This is a genomic window from Aeromonas sp. s1(2024) (assembly GCF_040908005.1).
GTDB lineage: Bacteria > Pseudomonadota > Gammaproteobacteria > Enterobacterales > Aeromonadaceae > Aeromonas > Aeromonas caviae.
On the sequence record NZ_JBFOCW010000066.1, the window covers coordinates 1 to 15,953 of the forward strand.

General features: G+C 63.4%; 15 protein-coding genes. 11 read left to right on the forward strand and 4 right to left on the reverse strand.

Translation table 11 applies throughout. The features are described 5' to 3' along the window. From AB5Y70_RS15725 to AB5Y70_RS15735, 3 genes are all read left to right on the forward strand, one after another. The coding region (locus AB5Y70_RS15725; RefSeq protein ID WP_368175974.1) for a zinc ribbon domain-containing protein at positions 1-213 on the forward strand (213 nt) is incomplete at its 5' end. Positions 214-362: 149 nt separating this feature from the next. Continuing rightward, the gene (locus AB5Y70_RS15730; protein WP_029314791.1) at positions 363-1,463 is read left to right on the forward strand and encodes a porin; all 1,101 of its coding nucleotides are present in this window, start codon (positions 363-365) and stop codon (positions 1,461-1,463) included. Between the two features lie 335 nt (positions 1,464-1,798). Next, the gene (locus AB5Y70_RS15735) at positions 1,799-2,743 is read left to right on the forward strand and encodes a chemotaxis protein CheV (protein ID WP_041212426.1); all 945 of its coding nucleotides are present in this window, start codon (positions 1,799-1,801) and stop codon (positions 2,741-2,743) included. 86 nt (positions 2,744-2,829) lie between these two features. On the opposite strand, the gene AB5Y70_RS15740 is transcribed toward AB5Y70_RS15735, so the two are convergent. Continuing rightward, a complete protein-coding gene (locus AB5Y70_RS15740) occupies positions 2,830-3,438 on the reverse strand; it encodes an arylesterase (RefSeq protein ID WP_111896862.1) in 609 nt (202 codons plus the stop codon). A gap of 57 nt (positions 3,439-3,495) precedes the next feature. Between AB5Y70_RS15740 and AB5Y70_RS15745 the strand changes: the two genes are divergently transcribed. Both AB5Y70_RS15745 and AB5Y70_RS15750 read left to right on the forward strand, forming a co-directional pair. Further along, entirely contained in the window at positions 3,496-4,206 is a 711-nt protein-coding gene (locus AB5Y70_RS15745) for an ABC transporter ATP-binding protein (protein ID WP_111896861.1), read from the forward strand. Continuing rightward, entirely contained in the window at positions 4,203-6,644 is a 2,442-nt protein-coding gene (locus tag AB5Y70_RS15750; protein ID WP_111896860.1) for an ABC transporter permease, read from the forward strand. The genes AB5Y70_RS15745 and AB5Y70_RS15750 overlap by 4 nt, the downstream gene beginning before the upstream one ends. 42 nt (positions 6,645-6,686) lie before the next feature. Here the strand turns inward: AB5Y70_RS15750 and AB5Y70_RS15755 are convergent, their stop codons facing one another. Continuing rightward, on the reverse strand, positions 6,687-7,592 hold the full coding sequence (locus AB5Y70_RS15755; RefSeq protein ID WP_111896859.1) for a TIGR01777 family oxidoreductase: 906 nt from the start codon (positions 7,590-7,592) through the stop codon (positions 6,687-6,689). 245 nt (positions 7,593-7,837) lie between these two features. Here AB5Y70_RS15755 and AB5Y70_RS15760 point away from each other — a divergent pair, with 245 nt between their 5' ends. Continuing rightward, positions 7,838-9,379 carry a cyclic diguanylate phosphodiesterase gene (locus AB5Y70_RS15760; protein ID WP_041212429.1) on the forward strand — a complete coding sequence of 514 codons (1,542 nt, stop codon included), beginning with the start codon at positions 7,838-7,840 and terminating at the stop codon, positions 9,377-9,379. Positions 9,380-9,431: 52 nt separating this feature from the next. On the opposite strand, the gene AB5Y70_RS15765 is transcribed toward AB5Y70_RS15760, so the two are convergent. Together AB5Y70_RS15765 and AB5Y70_RS15770 are read right to left on the reverse strand one after the other, a co-directional pair. Continuing rightward, positions 9,432-10,613 carry a PLP-dependent aminotransferase family protein gene (locus AB5Y70_RS15765; RefSeq protein ID WP_103259609.1) on the reverse strand — a complete coding sequence of 394 codons (1,182 nt, stop codon included), beginning with the start codon at positions 10,611-10,613 and terminating at the stop codon, positions 9,432-9,434. A gap of 199 nt (positions 10,614-10,812) precedes the next feature. Further along, positions 10,813-11,880, reverse strand: a complete 1,068-nt coding sequence (locus AB5Y70_RS15770) for a M28 family metallopeptidase (protein WP_111896858.1) — start codon at positions 11,878-11,880, stop codon at positions 10,813-10,815. Between the two features lie 260 nt (positions 11,881-12,140). Here AB5Y70_RS15770 and trmB point away from each other — a divergent pair, with 260 nt between their 5' ends. The 5 genes from trmB (at position 12,141) to AB5Y70_RS15795 (ending at position 15,942) form a co-directional block, all read left to right on the forward strand. After that, the gene (trmB, locus tag AB5Y70_RS15775) at positions 12,141-12,854 is read left to right on the forward strand and encodes a tRNA (guanosine(46)-N7)-methyltransferase TrmB (protein WP_162624630.1); all 714 of its coding nucleotides are present in this window, start codon (positions 12,141-12,143) and stop codon (positions 12,852-12,854) included. A gap of 26 nt (positions 12,855-12,880) precedes the next feature. After that, entirely contained in the window at positions 12,881-13,213 is a 333-nt protein-coding gene (locus AB5Y70_RS15780) for a YggL family protein (protein ID WP_042879866.1), read from the forward strand. Between the two features lie 96 nt (positions 13,214-13,309). Beyond that, positions 13,310-14,230 (forward strand): glutaminase B, encoded by a 921-nt coding sequence (gene glsB / locus AB5Y70_RS15785; protein WP_010675499.1) that lies wholly within the window; start codon positions 13,310-13,312, stop codon positions 14,228-14,230. Between the two features lie 29 nt (positions 14,231-14,259). Then, positions 14,260-15,552, forward strand: coding sequence for a sulfurtransferase (locus AB5Y70_RS15790; protein ID WP_111896857.1), 1,293 nt, complete (start codon positions 14,260-14,262; stop codon positions 15,550-15,552). A gap of 183 nt (positions 15,553-15,735) precedes the next feature. After that, positions 15,736-15,942: a YgdI/YgdR family lipoprotein gene (locus AB5Y70_RS15795; RefSeq protein ID WP_111896856.1), complete on the forward strand. Its 207-nt coding sequence runs from the start codon at positions 15,736-15,738 to the stop codon at positions 15,940-15,942. The last annotated feature ends 11 nt before the right edge of the window (positions 15,943-15,953 follow it).

Here is a 15,953-nt window from a genome sequence, read left to right on the forward strand (position 1 = left end):
TGCGCCTGTTGTGGGCATACTGCGAAGGATAACCGCCAGACGCAAAGCCAGTTTAAATGCGCTGCGTGTGGTTATGAGGCGAACGCCGATGTGAACGGCGCTCGCAATATTTTAGCGGCGGGACACGCCGTTTTAGCCTGTGGAGGCGTGGTGCAATCAGGCCGCCCGATGAAGCAGGAACCCGGTACTGCGCGAGCAGCTATCACCCAGTAATGGGAATCCCCCTCCTGTGACGCGAAGCGCTAAGGTGGGGGAGGATGTCAACAAGGTTTCCGGATCTACCTTAGGCCATCGGCACATCAACCGATCATCACGACCGAACTCTGGTCTGACAGAGAGTGCTTACACCTGAGGAAAGAACAATGAAAAAGACAGCATTGACGATGGCCATCTCCAGCCTGCTGCTGGCCGGTGGTGCACAGGCCGCCAACGTTTACGATCAGAATGGTACCAAACTGGACATCGGCGGCCGCGTCAACGGCATGTACTACGGCACCGATGACAACGCCACCGAAGGCGATGCCAGCTACCTGCGTCTGCACATCGCAGGTGAAACCAAGGTTGACGAGGATCTGACCGCGTTCGGCTTCGCCGAGTACAACCTGCCGGTCTCCGGTTCTGACAACGACGAGCTGCGTTACGCCTATGCGGGCATCAAGCACGATCGCTTCGGTGCCTTCAGCTACGGCCGCCAGGACGGTCTGTTCACCAAGGCGGTGAACAACTACACAGACGTGCTGCCGGAGTGGGGTGGTGATGGTCTGGGCAAGGACACCGAGGTGTTCGGCACCGGCCGTACCAACGGCCTGGCCCAGTACATGTACAACTGGCAGGGGCTGACCCTGGGTGCCCAGTTCACCGGCAACAACGACCCGCAGAACGCGAGCCGCAGCGAGCGCGTCGGTCCGAACAGCACCTGGAGCCCGAAAGGTTCTTCCGAGGGGTATGCCCTCTCTGCCAACTATGACTTCAACATGGGCCTGAGCCTGGGTGCCGCCTACAACCAGGCAGGCAAGACCGACGAACAGGCCGAGAACGTGAGCTTCGGCGGCGACAACGATGCCAAGCTGTTCGGGGTGGGCGCCAAGTATGCCGTCGGCAACCTCTACATGGCCGCCACCTACTCCCACGGTGAAGATCACCTCTTCGTGGATACCGGCTCCCTGCGCGGTTACGCCGAGAAGATGGATGGCTACGAAGCGGTCGTGCAGTACAACATCACGCCGAAGTTCAAGCCCTCCCTGGCCTACCTGCGTACCGACGTGAAGGACAGCGCTCACGGCATCGATGACACCGCGACCGAATACGTCTCCGTGGGTGCCTGGTACAACTTCACTGACAACTTCAATGCCTACGTGGACTACAAGATCAACCTGCTGGACGAAGTGGGTTCCACCGGCAAGAACAGCCTGAACAAGTCCACCGACGACATCGTCGCCGTGGCCCTGCAGTACAACTTCTAAGTCGTCCCGGACGCACTGCACATCCCAGGACCGGCCCATGTGGTCGATCTTTTTGTTGCTGGCGGACCGCGCTGGATGACAAGAGCGGCACGCCGGGGTTCAGCAATGGCCCTGTGTGGTCGATACCCTTGTTGTCGGGGCCGGTGCGTGGCTGTGCTTGCCATGAGGCAGTGATGGGGCGATGATCACGCCCCGTGGTCAAGATCCTATCTTTCCTCGACGCTTTTCATTATTTCTATATAGGCTTGCGTTGTCCCGACAGGGAAAGCGGGGCTGGTTGGCATGTCGCAGCTCCGGTGCGGGGCAATTTCGGGAAATGGACGTAAGGGCGTTATATGGCGAGCATATTGGATTCAGTGGATCAACGTACCCAGCTTGTAGGGGAGAATCGCCTGGAACTGCTGATGTTCCGTTTGGGTGCCCAGCAACTGTTTGCGATCAACGTCTTCAAGGTGCGGGAAGTGGTCAAGCTGCCTCATCTGAACAAGATGCCGGGGTCCCACCACAACATCAGCGGCGTCGCCAACATTCGCGGCGTCTCCATCCCCGTCATCAACCTGCGCGGTGCCATCGGGATGCGTCCCATGGCCATCGATCAGGAGTCCAACCTCATCATCACCGAGTACAACCGCACCATTCAGGGGTTCCTGGTGGGGCAGGTGGCCCACATCGTCAACATGACCTGGAAGGACATACTGCCGCCGCCCCGTTCGGCGGGTCGTGCCAACTACCTCACCGCCATCACCCGCATCCCGGAAGGGGGCGTTGACCAGATCGTCGAGATCATCGACGTGGAGAAGGTGCTGGCGGAGATCATCACCTATGACGTGCGCATCTCGTCCGAGGTGCTGGACGAAGAGATCCTGCCCCAGATGCAGGGACGTCGGGTGCTCATCGTCGATGACTCCAGCACGGCCCGCAACCAGGTGCGCGAGACCCTCGCCCAGCTCGGGCTCGAGGTCATCGAGTGCCAGGACGGCTTGCAGGCCCTCAAGCTGCTCAAGGGGTGGTGCGATGCGGGCAAGAAGGTGACCGACGAGATCATGCTGATGATCACGGACGCCGAGATGCCGGAGATGGATGGTTATCGCCTGACTCACGAGGTGCGCAGCGATCCGCGCATGTCCGATCTCTTCATCACCCTGAATACTTCCCTGAGCGGCAACTTCAACGAGGCCATGGTCAAGAAGGTGGGGTGCGATCGCTTCATCTCCAAATTCCAGCCCGACTTGCTGGTGGACGTGGCCCAGCAGCGGATGCGGCAGATCCTGGGCCGTTGAACCCGGCACGCCGAACCATGAAAAAGCCCCCGCCATGCGGGGGCTTTTTGCTGAGCAAGGGGAAGGCCAGGGGCCCGGCCACCGGGCTATTGTGTCAGCAGAGGCTCGACAAAGCGGGCGACCTTGTCGCGGATCCGGGGCTGGGCGGCGGCCGTCGGGTGCAGTCCATCGTTCATCATGAGTTCAGGGCGCAGCACAATATCATCCAGAAAGAAGGGCATCAGCGGCAGGTCATTGGCCTTCGCAAGATCCGGGAAGATCTGCTCGAACTGTTGCAGATAGCGCGCCCCATAGTTGCGGGGCAGCAGGATCTGGGTCAGCACCGTCTTCGCCTGGTGCGCCCGGGTGAGCTCGATCATCTTGGTCAGGTTGGCCCGGGTGATGGCGGGAGCAAAGCCCCGCAGCCCGTCGTTGGCGCCGAGTTCGATCAACACCCAGTCCGGTCTGTGGGTTTCGAGCAGAGCGGGCAGGCGGGCCAGGCCGCCCTGGGTCGTTTCACCGCTGATGCTGGCATTGATGAGGGTGTGTTCTCCCCCCTGCTGCTGCCACTTTTCATTGAGCAGGGCAGGCCAGCTCTGTTCGGCCTGCATCTGGTAGCCGGCACTCAGGCTGTCGCCCAGTACCAGCAGGGTCTGGGCCTGGACGGACGCTGCCCAGCAGCACAGGCAACTCACGGCAAACAAGAGACGCATCATGCAGTCAACTCCCACGTTCTATTGTCATTACAGGTTCAGGCAAACAGGATACCCAAGATGAGTTCAACGCCCATTATCGCCGTCAGGGGGCTCGGTAAAACCGTTCGCCTCGGTCAGGAAAGCCTCACCATCCTTGAAGGGATCGATCTGCAAGTCAATACCGGCGAGACGCTGGCGCTGGTCGGTGCGTCCGGTTCCGGCAAGTCCACCCTGCTCGGTTTGCTGGCCGGTCTCGATCTGCCGAGCAGCGGCGAGATAGAGATCCTCGGTCACTCCCTCACCCGGCTGGACGAGGAGGGACGCGCCAGGCTGCGGGCCGAGCAGGTGGGGTTCGTGTTCCAGTCGTTCCTGCTGCTGCCCACCCTGAGCGCCCTGGAAAACGTCATGTTGCCGGCCGAGCTGCGGGGGGAGACCGACAGCGAGCCCCGTGCCCGGGAGCTGCTGGCACAGGTCGGTCTGGGAGAGCGGTTACACCACCTGCCGCCACGCCTCTCCGGCGGCGAGCAGCAGCGGGTCGCCATTGCCCGTGCCTTCATGACCCGTCCCAGCCTGCTGCTGGCGGACGAGCCCACCGGCAACCTCGACAGCAAAACGGGGGAGACGGTGATCGAACTGCTGTTTCGTCTCAACCGCGAGCACAACACCACCCTGGTGGTGGTGACCCATGACCATGAACTGGCCCAGCGCTGCCAGAGGCAGCTGGTGATGTCAGCCGGGCGGCTGGAGGCACAATCTGTCATGGCGGCCAAGGTGGGAGAGCTGTCATGAGTCAGTGGCGACTGGGATTGAAGCTGCTGCGCCGGGAAGGGTTCAGCGGCGAGCTGCGCTGGTTTGTGCTGGCGCTGGCGCTGAGCGTCGCCTGCGTGCTCAGCGTGGCTCTGGTGGCGGATCGGCTGGATGCGGGGCTCAAGGCCTCCGGGCGGGATTTCATCGGAGGGGACAGGGTGCTGCGCTCCGCGACGCCGGCACCGGCAGAGTGGCTGGCGCAGGCGCATCAGGAGGGGTTGGCCGTGCAGACCACGGTCAGCTTCAACAGCATGCTGTTTCACGGCGATACTCTGCAACTGGCCTCCATCCGTGCCGTGCCCGGGGATTTTCCCTTCTACGGCAAGCTGGAGCTCACTCCCCAGCGCACCCCGGCGCCCGGCGAGATCTGGCTCTCCGCCAGGGTGATGCAGCTGCTCGGCGCCAAGGTGGGGGAGGCACTCGAGGTCGGCAACACCCGGCTGACGGTGGCAGGGGAGCTGGGCCAGGAGCCGGATCAGGGGTTCAGCCCCTTCCAGATGGCGCCAAGGGCCTTGATCCACAGCGCCGATATCGAAGCGACCGGGGCCCTGCTGCCGGGCAGTCGCCAGCAGTGGCGCTATCTCGTCAAGGGACCCCGCGACGCCATCGCCCGCTATGAGGCCTGGCTCAACCCCAGGCTGAGCGCCGGGCAAAAGCTCGTCAAACCCGACGATCAGGGTACCCAGGTGGGGAAATCCCTGGGCAATGCCGAGCGCTTCTTCCGTCTGGCATCCCTTGCCGGCGTGCTGCTCGGCGCCCTGGCCATGGGGATAGCGGTGCGCCATTTCGCCGAGCGCCAGACCAACATGGTGGCCCTGCTCAAGACCCTGGGGGCTTCGCGGCGCACCCTGTGGCAACTGATGGGCACCCTGCTGTTCTCCCTGACCCTGGTGGGGGCCCTGATGGGGCTGGTGGCGGGCAGCGCCATGCAGTGGCTGACCCTGAACCTGCTGGGGGATCTGCTGCCTGCGGATCTGCCGCCCCCCTCCTGGCGACCCTTTGCCCTTGGCCTCGCGGTCGCCTTCTTCATCACCCTGATGCTGGCGTTCGTCCCCTTCCTGAGGCTGCTCAAGGTACCGCCGCTGCGGGTGCTGCGCCGGGAGCTGGAGGCGGGGATCCCCCCCTGGCTGACGGTGCCCGTGGGGCTCATCGGGCTGTTTGCCCTGGTGTGGGGCTTTACCGCCGACATCAGGCTGGCCTGCGGGCTCATCGGTGGCATGGGGGTGTTGATGGCGCTGCTGGCCCTGCTCGCCTCCGTGCTGCTGCGTCTTGGCAGTCGGCTCAAGGGGCCCCATGCCCTGCGCCTGGCCATCAATCACCTCTCCCGGGAGCGGGGCAGTGGTCTGTTCCAGCTGGCGGGCTTCGCCCTGGCCCTGATGCTGTTCGGGCTGCTGTGGGCGGCGCGGGTCGATCTGCTGGAGGATTTTTCCACCCGGTTGCCTGCCGACGCCCCGAACCGCTTCCTGGTCAATGTGGCGGACAGCGAGCGGGAAGGGATCCTAGCCGATCTGCACCAGGCCGGGGCCATCACCTCGGACTTCTACCCCATGGTGCGCGGGCGCTTGACCCGTATCGCCGGTGAGGCGGTGGGGGAGGATGCGGCGCGGGAGGGGGTGGACAGAGAGCTCAACTTCACCACCACATCGGCCCTGCCCGCCGACAACAAGGTCACTGCCGGTCAATGGCTGGCCGGCAAGGGGGAGGTCTCCGTCGACGAGGCACTGGCGGGACGGCTCGGCATCGCGCTCGGAGACGTGCTCGGCTTCACCATAGAGGGGCAGGCGTTCGAGGCCAGGGTGACCAGCCTGAGGTCCATCAAGTGGGACAACATGAGGCCGAACTTCTACATGATCTTCTCGCCGGATGTGTTGGCCCCCTTCTCCCAGACCTGGCTCGGCAGCTATCGTCTGCCGCCTGAGGGGCGAGGGGCAGAGGTGGAACTCATCCGCCGCCACCCCACGGTGAGCCTCATCGATGTGGAGGATCTGATAGGCCGCCTCACCCTGGTCTCCGATCAGGTGAGCCGCGCCCTGGGGTTGATGCTCGGGCTGGTGACGGTGGCCGCCCTGCTGGTGCTGCTGACCCAGACCCAGGCCGGCATGGCCCATCGGCGCCGGGAGCTGCTGCTGATGCGCACCTTGGGGGCGGGCAGCGCCCTGCTCGAGAAGATGCTGCGCTGGGAGCTGGTGGCGAGCGGTGCCCTGGCAGGGCTCTGCGCCGCCATGGTGGTGGAGCTCTGCTCCTTCGGCCTGCAGTGGTGGTGGGAGGGGGCGCAGTGGCAGTTCCACTGGGCCATCTGGGCTGCACTCCCCCTGCTTGGGGCCGTGCTGGTGACCCTGGCCGGACAGGGCATGCGCCGCCAACTGCTGGCGGGTACCCTGAGCGACCGGCTCAGGGGACTGGGGCAGGGGCTGCTCTGATGGCTCGACACATCCCGACCTTGGTCGGGATGTGTCATTGGGTCAACGGGGTGAGTGCAGCAGATTGTCCAGAGCGCCGGGCAGGGCCGGGAAGCTGAAGTGAAAACCGGCCTGCTGCAAGCGGGCGGGCAGCACGTGCTGTCCGGTGAGCAGCAGATCCGCCGCCTCTCCCATCAGGAGTCGCAGGAGGGGGGCCGGTACGAAGAAGAGGTGCGGGCGATGGAGCGTGGCGGCCAGGATCTCGCTGAACCGGCGATTGCTGACCGGTTGCGGGGCCGTGCCGTTGAAGATGCCGTCACACTCGCCGTGCTCGACGAGAAACAGCATGGCCCGCACCAGATCCTGCACGTGGATCCAGCTCATCATCTGGGTGCCGCTGCCCATGGGGCCGCCGAGGCCCAGGCGGTAAGGGGGCAGCATCCTGGGCAAGGCGCCCCCCTCCATGCCGAGTACCAGGCCTATGCGCAGGATGCAGACCCGGGTCTGGGCCGAGCGGGCCTGCTGGGCAAGCTGCTCCCACTGCTGACAGAGACGGTGGGTGAATTCGTCGTGAGGGCTCTGGCATGTTTCATCCAGAGGGGCGTCATCCTGGCGGCCATACCAGCCGATGGCGGAGGCATTGAGCAGCAATCTGGGGGGCGTGCTGGAGAGTTTGACGAGATCCACCAGCTGTTCGGTCAGCAGCCAGCGGCTGTTGCAGAGCAACTGCTTGCGGGACTCGCTCCAGCGTCCGGCGGCGATGGGTTCGCCGGCCAGGTTGATGACGATGTCCACGTCATTGAGGTGATCCAGCCTGTCCAGACTGTCCAGCAGGGTGACATCGTGGCCGAGCAGCTCGTAGGCCCGGCTGCCCTGGCGGGTCAGCACGACTACTTCGTGCGCCACCTTGAGGTGTGCCACCAGACGGCGGCCGATAAACCCCGTGCCCCCCGTGATCAGTATCTTCATGTCCTGCCTCCCTGACGCTCTAGGGTCTACTCTAGAGCCTGGGTGCCCGATGGACAAGCTCCTGTTTTTATGAGCATTATGATTTTTGTCTCCCAAGACGCCGCCCCCTTTGTCCACGGGGTTGCCGGGCGTTGCGACCACGGGGGGCGCCGTGGCGCGGCGGTATCAGGGGCGCATTCCGGCTTGCCAAACGGGCGCCAGCGGGTAAACTCGAGCGCTTTTTCGCCATGTTCATGAGGGCCGTTATGCCATTTCGACGTTTGAAGGTGCGTCAATTCTATGTTCGGCTGCTCTGTGCCTTGCTGGCCGGTCTGTTGCCCATGCTCCTTGGGCTCGTCATCGTCATCTGGCAGACCGCCACCGGCGTGAAACAGGATGCGGTGGCGCGCCTGGAACATGCCAGGGTCATGTTCGACCGCACTCTGGACAATGCCCAGTTGGCGGCGTCGGCCCTCACCGGCAGCCTGGGCAGGCCCTGTCTCGAGGTGGTGCAGGGGCTCAGGGATCAGGTGGCCACGGTGCCGGATGTGCGCAGCGTCAACCTGGCCAGGGGAGATCGGATCTACTGCTCTTCCCTCTATGGCCCAGTCGATGGCGGCATCAAACTGGATGACTATGTCGGGGGCAGGCTCGACCTGATGAAGGGCAACCCGGTCACCCCGAATCGCCCCCTCATCGCCTACCGGGAAGAGGTGGGCGAGTTCAGCGTGCTGGTGGGGGTCGACGGCTACTACCTGCTCAACATCCTGGACATGCTGAGCCGCAACTCCCCACTGGGGCTGGTGGTCGGCAACGAGATGCTGCTGCGAAACAGCGAGCTCACCGACAAGCTGATCCCCAAGGACCGCAGTGGCTATCTAGAACAGGTCTCGACCAGGTACCCGTTCAAGGTAGTGACCACGGTGTCGGTGGATGAGTACCGTGCCCACATCTGGGACTACTCCAAGGTGGGCGTCATTATTTATCCTCTGCTGAGCCTGCTGCTCGGGGTGGCGGTCTTCTGGCTGATGGGCCGTTCGACTTCGCCGGCCCAGGAGCTGAAACGGGCACTCTCCCAGCAGGAGTTCATCCCCTATCTGCAACCCGTGGTGAACGGGGAGGACGGCCAATGGAGCGGTTGCGAGGTGCTGATGCGCTGGCAACACCCCCGTCAGGGGATGATCTCGCCGGATCGCTTCATTCCCCTGGCAGAGGACAGTGGCCTCATCGTGCCCATGACCCGGCTGCTGATGGCGCAGGTGCGCGAACAGTTTGCGGGCAAGGCGCACCATCTGCCGCGAGGGTTCCACTTCGGCTTCAACATCAGCGCCAGCCACTGCAAGGATCTGAGCCTGGTGGAGGATTGCCGGGATTTCATCAACGCTTTCAAGGGGAATCCCATCAAGCTGGTGCTGGAGCTGACCGAGCGCGAGCTCATCGTGGCGGACGAGACGACGGACCGGCTCTTTGCCGAGCTGCATGCCCTCGGGGTCTTCATCGCCATCGACGATTTCGGCACCGGCCACTCCAGCCTGACCTACCTGCAGACCTTCCAGGTCGACTTCCTCAAGATCGATCAGAGCTTCGTCGGCATGATTGGGTCGGACGCGCTCTCCAGCCACATCGTGGAGAACGTCATCGATCTGGCGACCCGGCTCGGTCTGCAACTGGTGGCGGAAGGGGTGGAGAATCAGGTGCAGGCCGACTATCTGAAGGCCCGCGAGGTGACCTTCCTGCAGGGCTACCTGTTTGGCAGGCCCATGCCCATGAAGGAGTTTGTCAGCCAGCTGGCCGGCCAGGGGCGCTGAGGGGAAAGCGCGAGGCAAAAAAAACCNGCTGGTTTTTTTATGGCCGGATGGCTCAGAGCATGCGGGCCAGGGCGCGGCACAGACGCTGAACACCCTCTTCCGTGGTCGCCTCATCCACACAGGAGAAGCTCAGGCGCAGGGTGTTCTGGATCTCGGGGCGCACATAGAAGGGGGCGCCGGGCACGAAGGCCACCTTCTCCTTGATGGCCTCGTCGAACAGGGCCATGGCACTGACGCTGGGCGGCAGGGTCAGCCAGAGGAACATGCCCCCTTCGGGACGGGTGTAGCTGACGCCGGGCGGACAGTGGCGGGCGAGGGCGGCTTCCATGGCGGCACGCTGGCGACCATAGACCTCCTTGATCTTCTCCAGGTGAGCGTCGAGGGAGTTGTCGCTCAGGAAGCGGTGCAGCACCTGCTGGCTGAAGGCGTTGCTGTGCAGGTCGGTGGCCTGCTTGGCGATGGTGACCTTCTTGCGCAGCCAGTCCGGCACCACCATCCAGCCCAGGCGGAAGGCGGGTACCACCGTCTTGGAGAAGGAGCCGAGCAGCACGGTGTTGTGGGGGGCCAGCTTGGCGATGGGGGGCAGGTGCTCCCCTTCGAAGCGCAGCTCGCCGTAGGGGTCGTCTTCCACCATCAGCAGATCGTGGCGCACCAGGCGCTCGGCCAGGGCTTCCCGGTTGGCGCGGCTGTAGGATACACCACTCGGGTTCTGGAAGTTGGGCACGCCGTAGAGCAGCCTGGCGCTGGAGCCCTGCTCCAGCAGCGCATCCAGCGCGGCCAGATCCAGCCCCTCTTCACCCAGGGTGATGGGCTTGAAGTTCGGTTGATAGACGGAGAACGCCTGGATGGCGCCAAGGTAGCCCGGCTCTTCGATGATGAGATCCTGCCCCTCGTTCACCAGCACCTTGCCCAGCAGATCCAGCGCCTGCTGGGAGCCGCTGGTGATGAGGATGTTGTCAGGATTGACGGTCATGCCGTGGCGGCTCAGGTAGCGATCGGCGATGAACTGGCGCAGCGGGGCAAAGCCCTCGGTGGTGGCGTATTGCAGCGCGGCGGCTCCCTGCTCGCGCAGCACGTCCTGGCAGGCTTGCTCGATGGCCTTGACCGGGAACAGATGGGGGTTGGGCAGGCCGCCAGCGAAGGAGATGATCTCCGGATTGGCGGCAACTTTGAGGATTTCGCGGATAAAGGAAGGCTCGACCTTCTCGAAGCGCTGGGCAAAAAACGGCTGCATAGGGTTCTCTCTGACTAGGTGGCGGTCGCTCCATTCAACCGCCAGGTTATCCGTTTGTATCAGATTTCAGAAATGAGGCAATGGCTGTCACAAAAATCCATAAAAAAGGGCAGGTTTGGCACCTGCCCGAATTTTATCGTCCCGACCCCGGTCAGGGGCGCAAAAACCCCTGTCAGGGGGGCATCGGGCGGGGTGGGGGTCAGAGCCCCGGCGCCTTGAGGAAGCGGATCATCAGGTCGGTGTTGGCCCCGAGCTGCTGCTCGATCCGGCCCGGGAAGAGCTCGGCCATCTTGTCGAGGCGATCATGCTCCGTGTGCCAGATCTTGCCCCACTGGGTCTCGCTGTCCCGGTCGCAGGCGCTCTTGGTGGCGTCGTCGTAGCAGTCCCACAGTGCCGGATTGGTGCTCTGGGAGTAGCCGTCATAGCCATCTTCCCCGTTGATGGTGAAGTTGGTGGCCTCCACGTAGGCGATGGGCACCCCCAGGCAGGCAAAGGGGGCATGATCGGACCAGCTGCCGGTCTCCCCTTCCGGGTAGCCGCTGTAGCTGGGGTGGATGGCGAACGGGGTGGCGGTCTGCTGGGAGATGGCCAGCAGGCGATCGCGCACCTTGGGATCGAAGCTGTAGCGGCTCGGGTCGGCGCAGTTGTACTCGGCCACGTCGGAGTGGGCCGAGTGGACATAGACGATGTCGCCCCCGGCGATGGTGTCGTAGTTCACCATGGCCAGCAGCTTGGCGACGGCATCGGTGTCGAGACTGGCGGCATAGGCTCTGGAGCCGTTGAGGCCGTTCTCCTCGGCGCCGAAGAAGGCGAAGCGCACCGTGTAGGGCAGGGTCTCTCCCTTGAGTGCCTCGGCGACCGCCAGCAGGGCGGCGACGCCGGCCCCGTTGTCGGTGGCGCCTTCGGATCCTTTCTTCTCGCCGGTGCTGTCATAGTGGGCACCGATGAGGATCACCTTGTCGCTCTGACCCTTGAGCTCGGCGACGATGTTCTGGGAGGTTCGTTCGGTGCCGCCCCTGGTGTAGGTGAACGGCTGGTTCTGCACCTCGTAGCCCCAACCGGCCAGGTGATCCTGGATCCAGGCGGCGGCGCGGGTTTCGGCCTCGGTGCCCGTGGGACGAGCGCCTATCCCTTCTGCGCCAGAGCTCAGTTGCACCAGAAATTCATGGGCCTGAGCCGCGGGGGCAGGGGGTTGGGAGTCGTTGTCAGAGGGGTTGCAACCGGCCAGCAGGGCAGGCAGGACGAGGGCCAACAGGGTTTTCTTCATACTGCAATCCTTTGTTGTATATGGTTTTATTTTTCCGCGTCAGGATGAACCCGACGTCCGGCAGATTCTGTGAAGGGGGTGGCATTTGTCAACCTTGCCGGTGGATGTGGGCAGTCCCGGGGGATTTGTTGTGGGAAACACTTGCGCCTTGTGCCTATCTTGGGATAATTCGCTCCCCTGTTTTTGCGAACTGATGCAATAACGAGCGATCCATTTATGTCGGCTCTGTTCCAGAGCGATGCAATAACGAGCAATTTACTATGTCTGTGACCCAAGATGTGTTTAACGAAGACGGCAAGTTCATGCGCAAGATCCGCAGCTTCGTCCGTCGCGAAGGCCGCCTGACCAAAGGGCAGGAGAAGGCCCTGGAAGAGCTCTGGCCGGTCATGGGCATCGATTTCGCACCAGAGCCGCTCGACATGGTGGCCCTGTTTGGCCGCGAGGGACCCGTGGTGCTGGAGATCGGGTTCGGCATGGGCGCCTCCCTGGTGGAGATGGCCAAGAACGCCCCCGAGAAGAACTTCATCGGCATCGAGGTGCACTCTCCGGGTGTGGGCGCCTGCCTTGGCACCGCCCAGGAGGCGGGCGTCACCAACCTGCGCGTCATCTGCCACGATGCGGTGGAAGTGCTGGAGCACATGATCCCGAACGGTTCTCTCTCCTGCCTGCAGCTCTTCTTCCCGGACCCCTGGCACAAGAGCCGCCACCACAAGCGTCGCATCGTGCAGCCTGCCTTTGCCCAGGATATCCGCCAGAAGCTTGCCATCGGTGGCGTCTTCCACATGGCCACCGACTGGGAGAACTACGCCGAGCACATGCTGGAGGTGATGAGTGCCGCCGAGGGGTACGAGAACACCTCCGCCACCGGCAACTGGGTGCCCCGTCCCGACTGGCGCCCCCTGACCAAATTCGAGCAGCGTGGCCATCGTCTGGGCCACGGTGTCTGGGATCTGATTTTCAAACGAGTCAACTGAGTCAACGTATCAACTAAGGAGCTATCATGGCCAACCGTAGCCGCCGTCTGCGCAAGAAACTGCGCGTCGATGAATTCCAGGAAATGGGGTTCGACATCAGTTTCAACTTCCCGGTCGGCACCGCCGAAGAGACCATTGATGCTGTGGTCGATGCGCTGATCGACGAGGTGATTGAGCCTCGCAAGCTGGCCTTCGCCGGCTCGGGTCACCTGGCCTGGGAAGGGATGATCTGCACCCAGCAGCTCGGCAAGTGCTCCGACGAAGACCGTTCCGCCGTTCAGACCTGGCTGCAAGGCAAAGGGCTGGAGGCCGTGGTGGTCACCGAGCTGTTCGATCTCTGGTACGGCGAGCCGGCCTGATATCTGACTGCCTCCCGGGCAGATAGAAAATCCCGCCGCCGGCGGGATTTTTGTCGGTGGGCTGGCCCCGCCTCGTTTCACGTCATGGAATAGCCAATGGTGTTGTCATCCGAATTACTGGCCGGCATCCTGGAAGAGGTGCGTCCGCTGCTCGGGCAGGGGAAGGTGGCCGATTACATTCCCGCCCTGGCCCAGGTGCCTGCCGACCGGCTGGGGATCGCGGTCTGTACCGTTGAAGGAGAATTGTTCACCGCAGGTGACGCTTTCGAGCCCTTCTCCATCCAGAGTATCTCCAAGGCCCTGAGCCTCACGCTGGCCTTGACCCTCTATCAGGAGGAGGAGATCTGGGCCCGGGTGGGCAAGGAGCCCTCCGGTCAGCCGTTCAACTCCCTCGTCCAGCTGGAGTTCGAGCAGGGCATTCCCCGCAACCCCTTCATCAACGCCGGTGCCCTGGTGGTGAGCGATCTACTGGAAACCCGGCTCACCGCTCCCCGCCAACGCACTCTGGAACTGGTGCGCCGCCTGTGCGGCAACCCGGCCATCATGGCGGATCAGGTGGTGGCGCGCTCCGAGTACCAGCACTCCGCCCGCAATGCCGCCATCGCCTATCTGATGAAGGCCTATGGCAACTTCGAGAACGAGGTGGACAAGGTATTGCAGAGCTACTTCAATGCCTGCGCCATCCGCATGAGCTGCGTCGATCTGGCACGAGCCTTCGTCTATTTGGCCAACCGGGGCGTCCCCCTTGGCGAGAGCACGCCCCTGCTGCCGGCCCGTACCACCAAGCAGGTCAATGCCCTGCTCGCCACCTGCGGCCTCTATGACGAGGCGGGCGACTTCGCCTACCGGGTCGGCATGCCGGGGAAATCCGGGGTGGGGGGCGGCATCATGGCGCTGATCCCGGGAGAGCTTTCCATCTGCGTCTGGTCACCCGAGCTCAACAAGGCGGGCAACTCCCTGGCCGGGACGGCGGCGCTGGAGCTGCTGGCCGAGCGCCTGGGCCGCTCCATTTTTTAACTCTCTTCACTATGCATCGAGACGACATCATGAAACGAATGACTGGACTGTGGCGAAGCTGCCTGACCGCCTTGCTGCTCTGGTGTGCCTGGCCCGCGCTGGCCGCCGAGCTGCCCCCGCTCTCCCTGGCGGATGCCAAGGGGAAGGAGGCGGTGATCCTGGATACCCGCCCGAGCTATTTCTATCAGGGCTGGCCCATGGACGGGGAGAAGCAGGGGGGCCATGTGGCCGGTGCCGAGCTGCTCTCCGCAGAGTGGAAATACAGTGACGAGGAGTGGCCTGTGGCGCTTGCGAGCAAGGGGCTGAAGGCCGACAAACCCGTCGCCCTCTATGGCACCCCTCGCGAGGTGGCCGAGGTGGCCCGTCTGCTGCGCCAGCAGGGCATCAAGCAGCTGTTCGAGCTGCAGGGATGGAAAGAGGCGCCCCGGGAGCATCTGGCACGCTGGCAGCAGCTGGTCCATCCGCTCTGGCTGGCGGACTTGCAGGCAGGCAAACCGGTCATCGCCGCCCCCAAGGGGGAGTGGAAGGTGTTCGAGGTGGACTGGGGATCCCCCAAGGCCTATCTGCTGAGCCACATTCCGGGAGCCGGCTACATCGACACCAACCGGCTGGAAGGGGAGCCGCTGTGGAACAAGGTCTCTGACGAGGCGCTCAAGGCGCTGCTGCTGGAGAACGGCATCCGTCATGACACCACCGTCATCCTCTATGGCCGCAACACCATGGCGGCGGCCCGTGCGGCCCATCTGATAATGTATGCGGGGGTCGAGGATGTGCGGCTGCTGGACGGCGGGCTGGAGGCCTGGTTCGTGCAGCATCTGCGCACCGAGACCGGGCTGGCCAACAAGTTCACCCCGGCCAAGGAGTTTGGCGTGGCCATCCCGGCCCATCCCGAGTACTACACCACCCTTGACCAGGCCAAGGCCCTGCTCAAGCAGCCGGACGGCGCCCTGGTCAGCGTGCGCACCTGGGACGAGTTCGTGGGCAATACCTCGGGCTACAGCTACATCAAGCCCAAGGGGGACATTCCCGGGGCCAGATGGGGTCATGGCGGGGTGGATGCCAACAGCATGAGCGACTTCCACAACCCGGACGGCACCATGAAGCCCGCCCGCGAGATCCTTGCCATGTGGGATGAGTGGAATATCGAGCCGACCCAGCAGGCCGCTTTCTACTGCGGCACCGGCTGGCGCGCCTCCGAGGCGTTCTTCTACGCCTGGTTGATGGACTGGAAGCGGATCAGCGTCTACGATGGCGGATGGTTCGAGTGGAGCATGGATCCGGCCAACCCCACCGTCATCGGCGAGCGCAAGCCGGGCAAGTAACTAATAATCCAGAGCAGGCCGGACAGATGTCCGGTCTTTCTTTTCTTGATAGATCATTTTCAATGGCTATAGCAGGTGGATTCTTTCTGTGAATCCTGTTGCTGCAATCAAGGTAAACGGGCCATCCGGTTGAGCTAGGCTTCACCTATCACCGCCAGGGTGAGCGTGAAGAAGGGGAGAGTGATGAAAGCTGTGATGATGCTGATTTGTCTGTTGGGATTGGCGGGGTGCAGCTCCCAATACATCATGAGCACCAAGGATGGCAAGATGATTGCCACCGACAGCAAACCCAGGTTGGACGAGAGCACTGGCATGTATCGCTATTACGATGAAGAGGGGCGGGAGGTGCATATCAACAAGGACGACATCACCCAGATCATGGAGCGTTGAGGCTCTCCTCA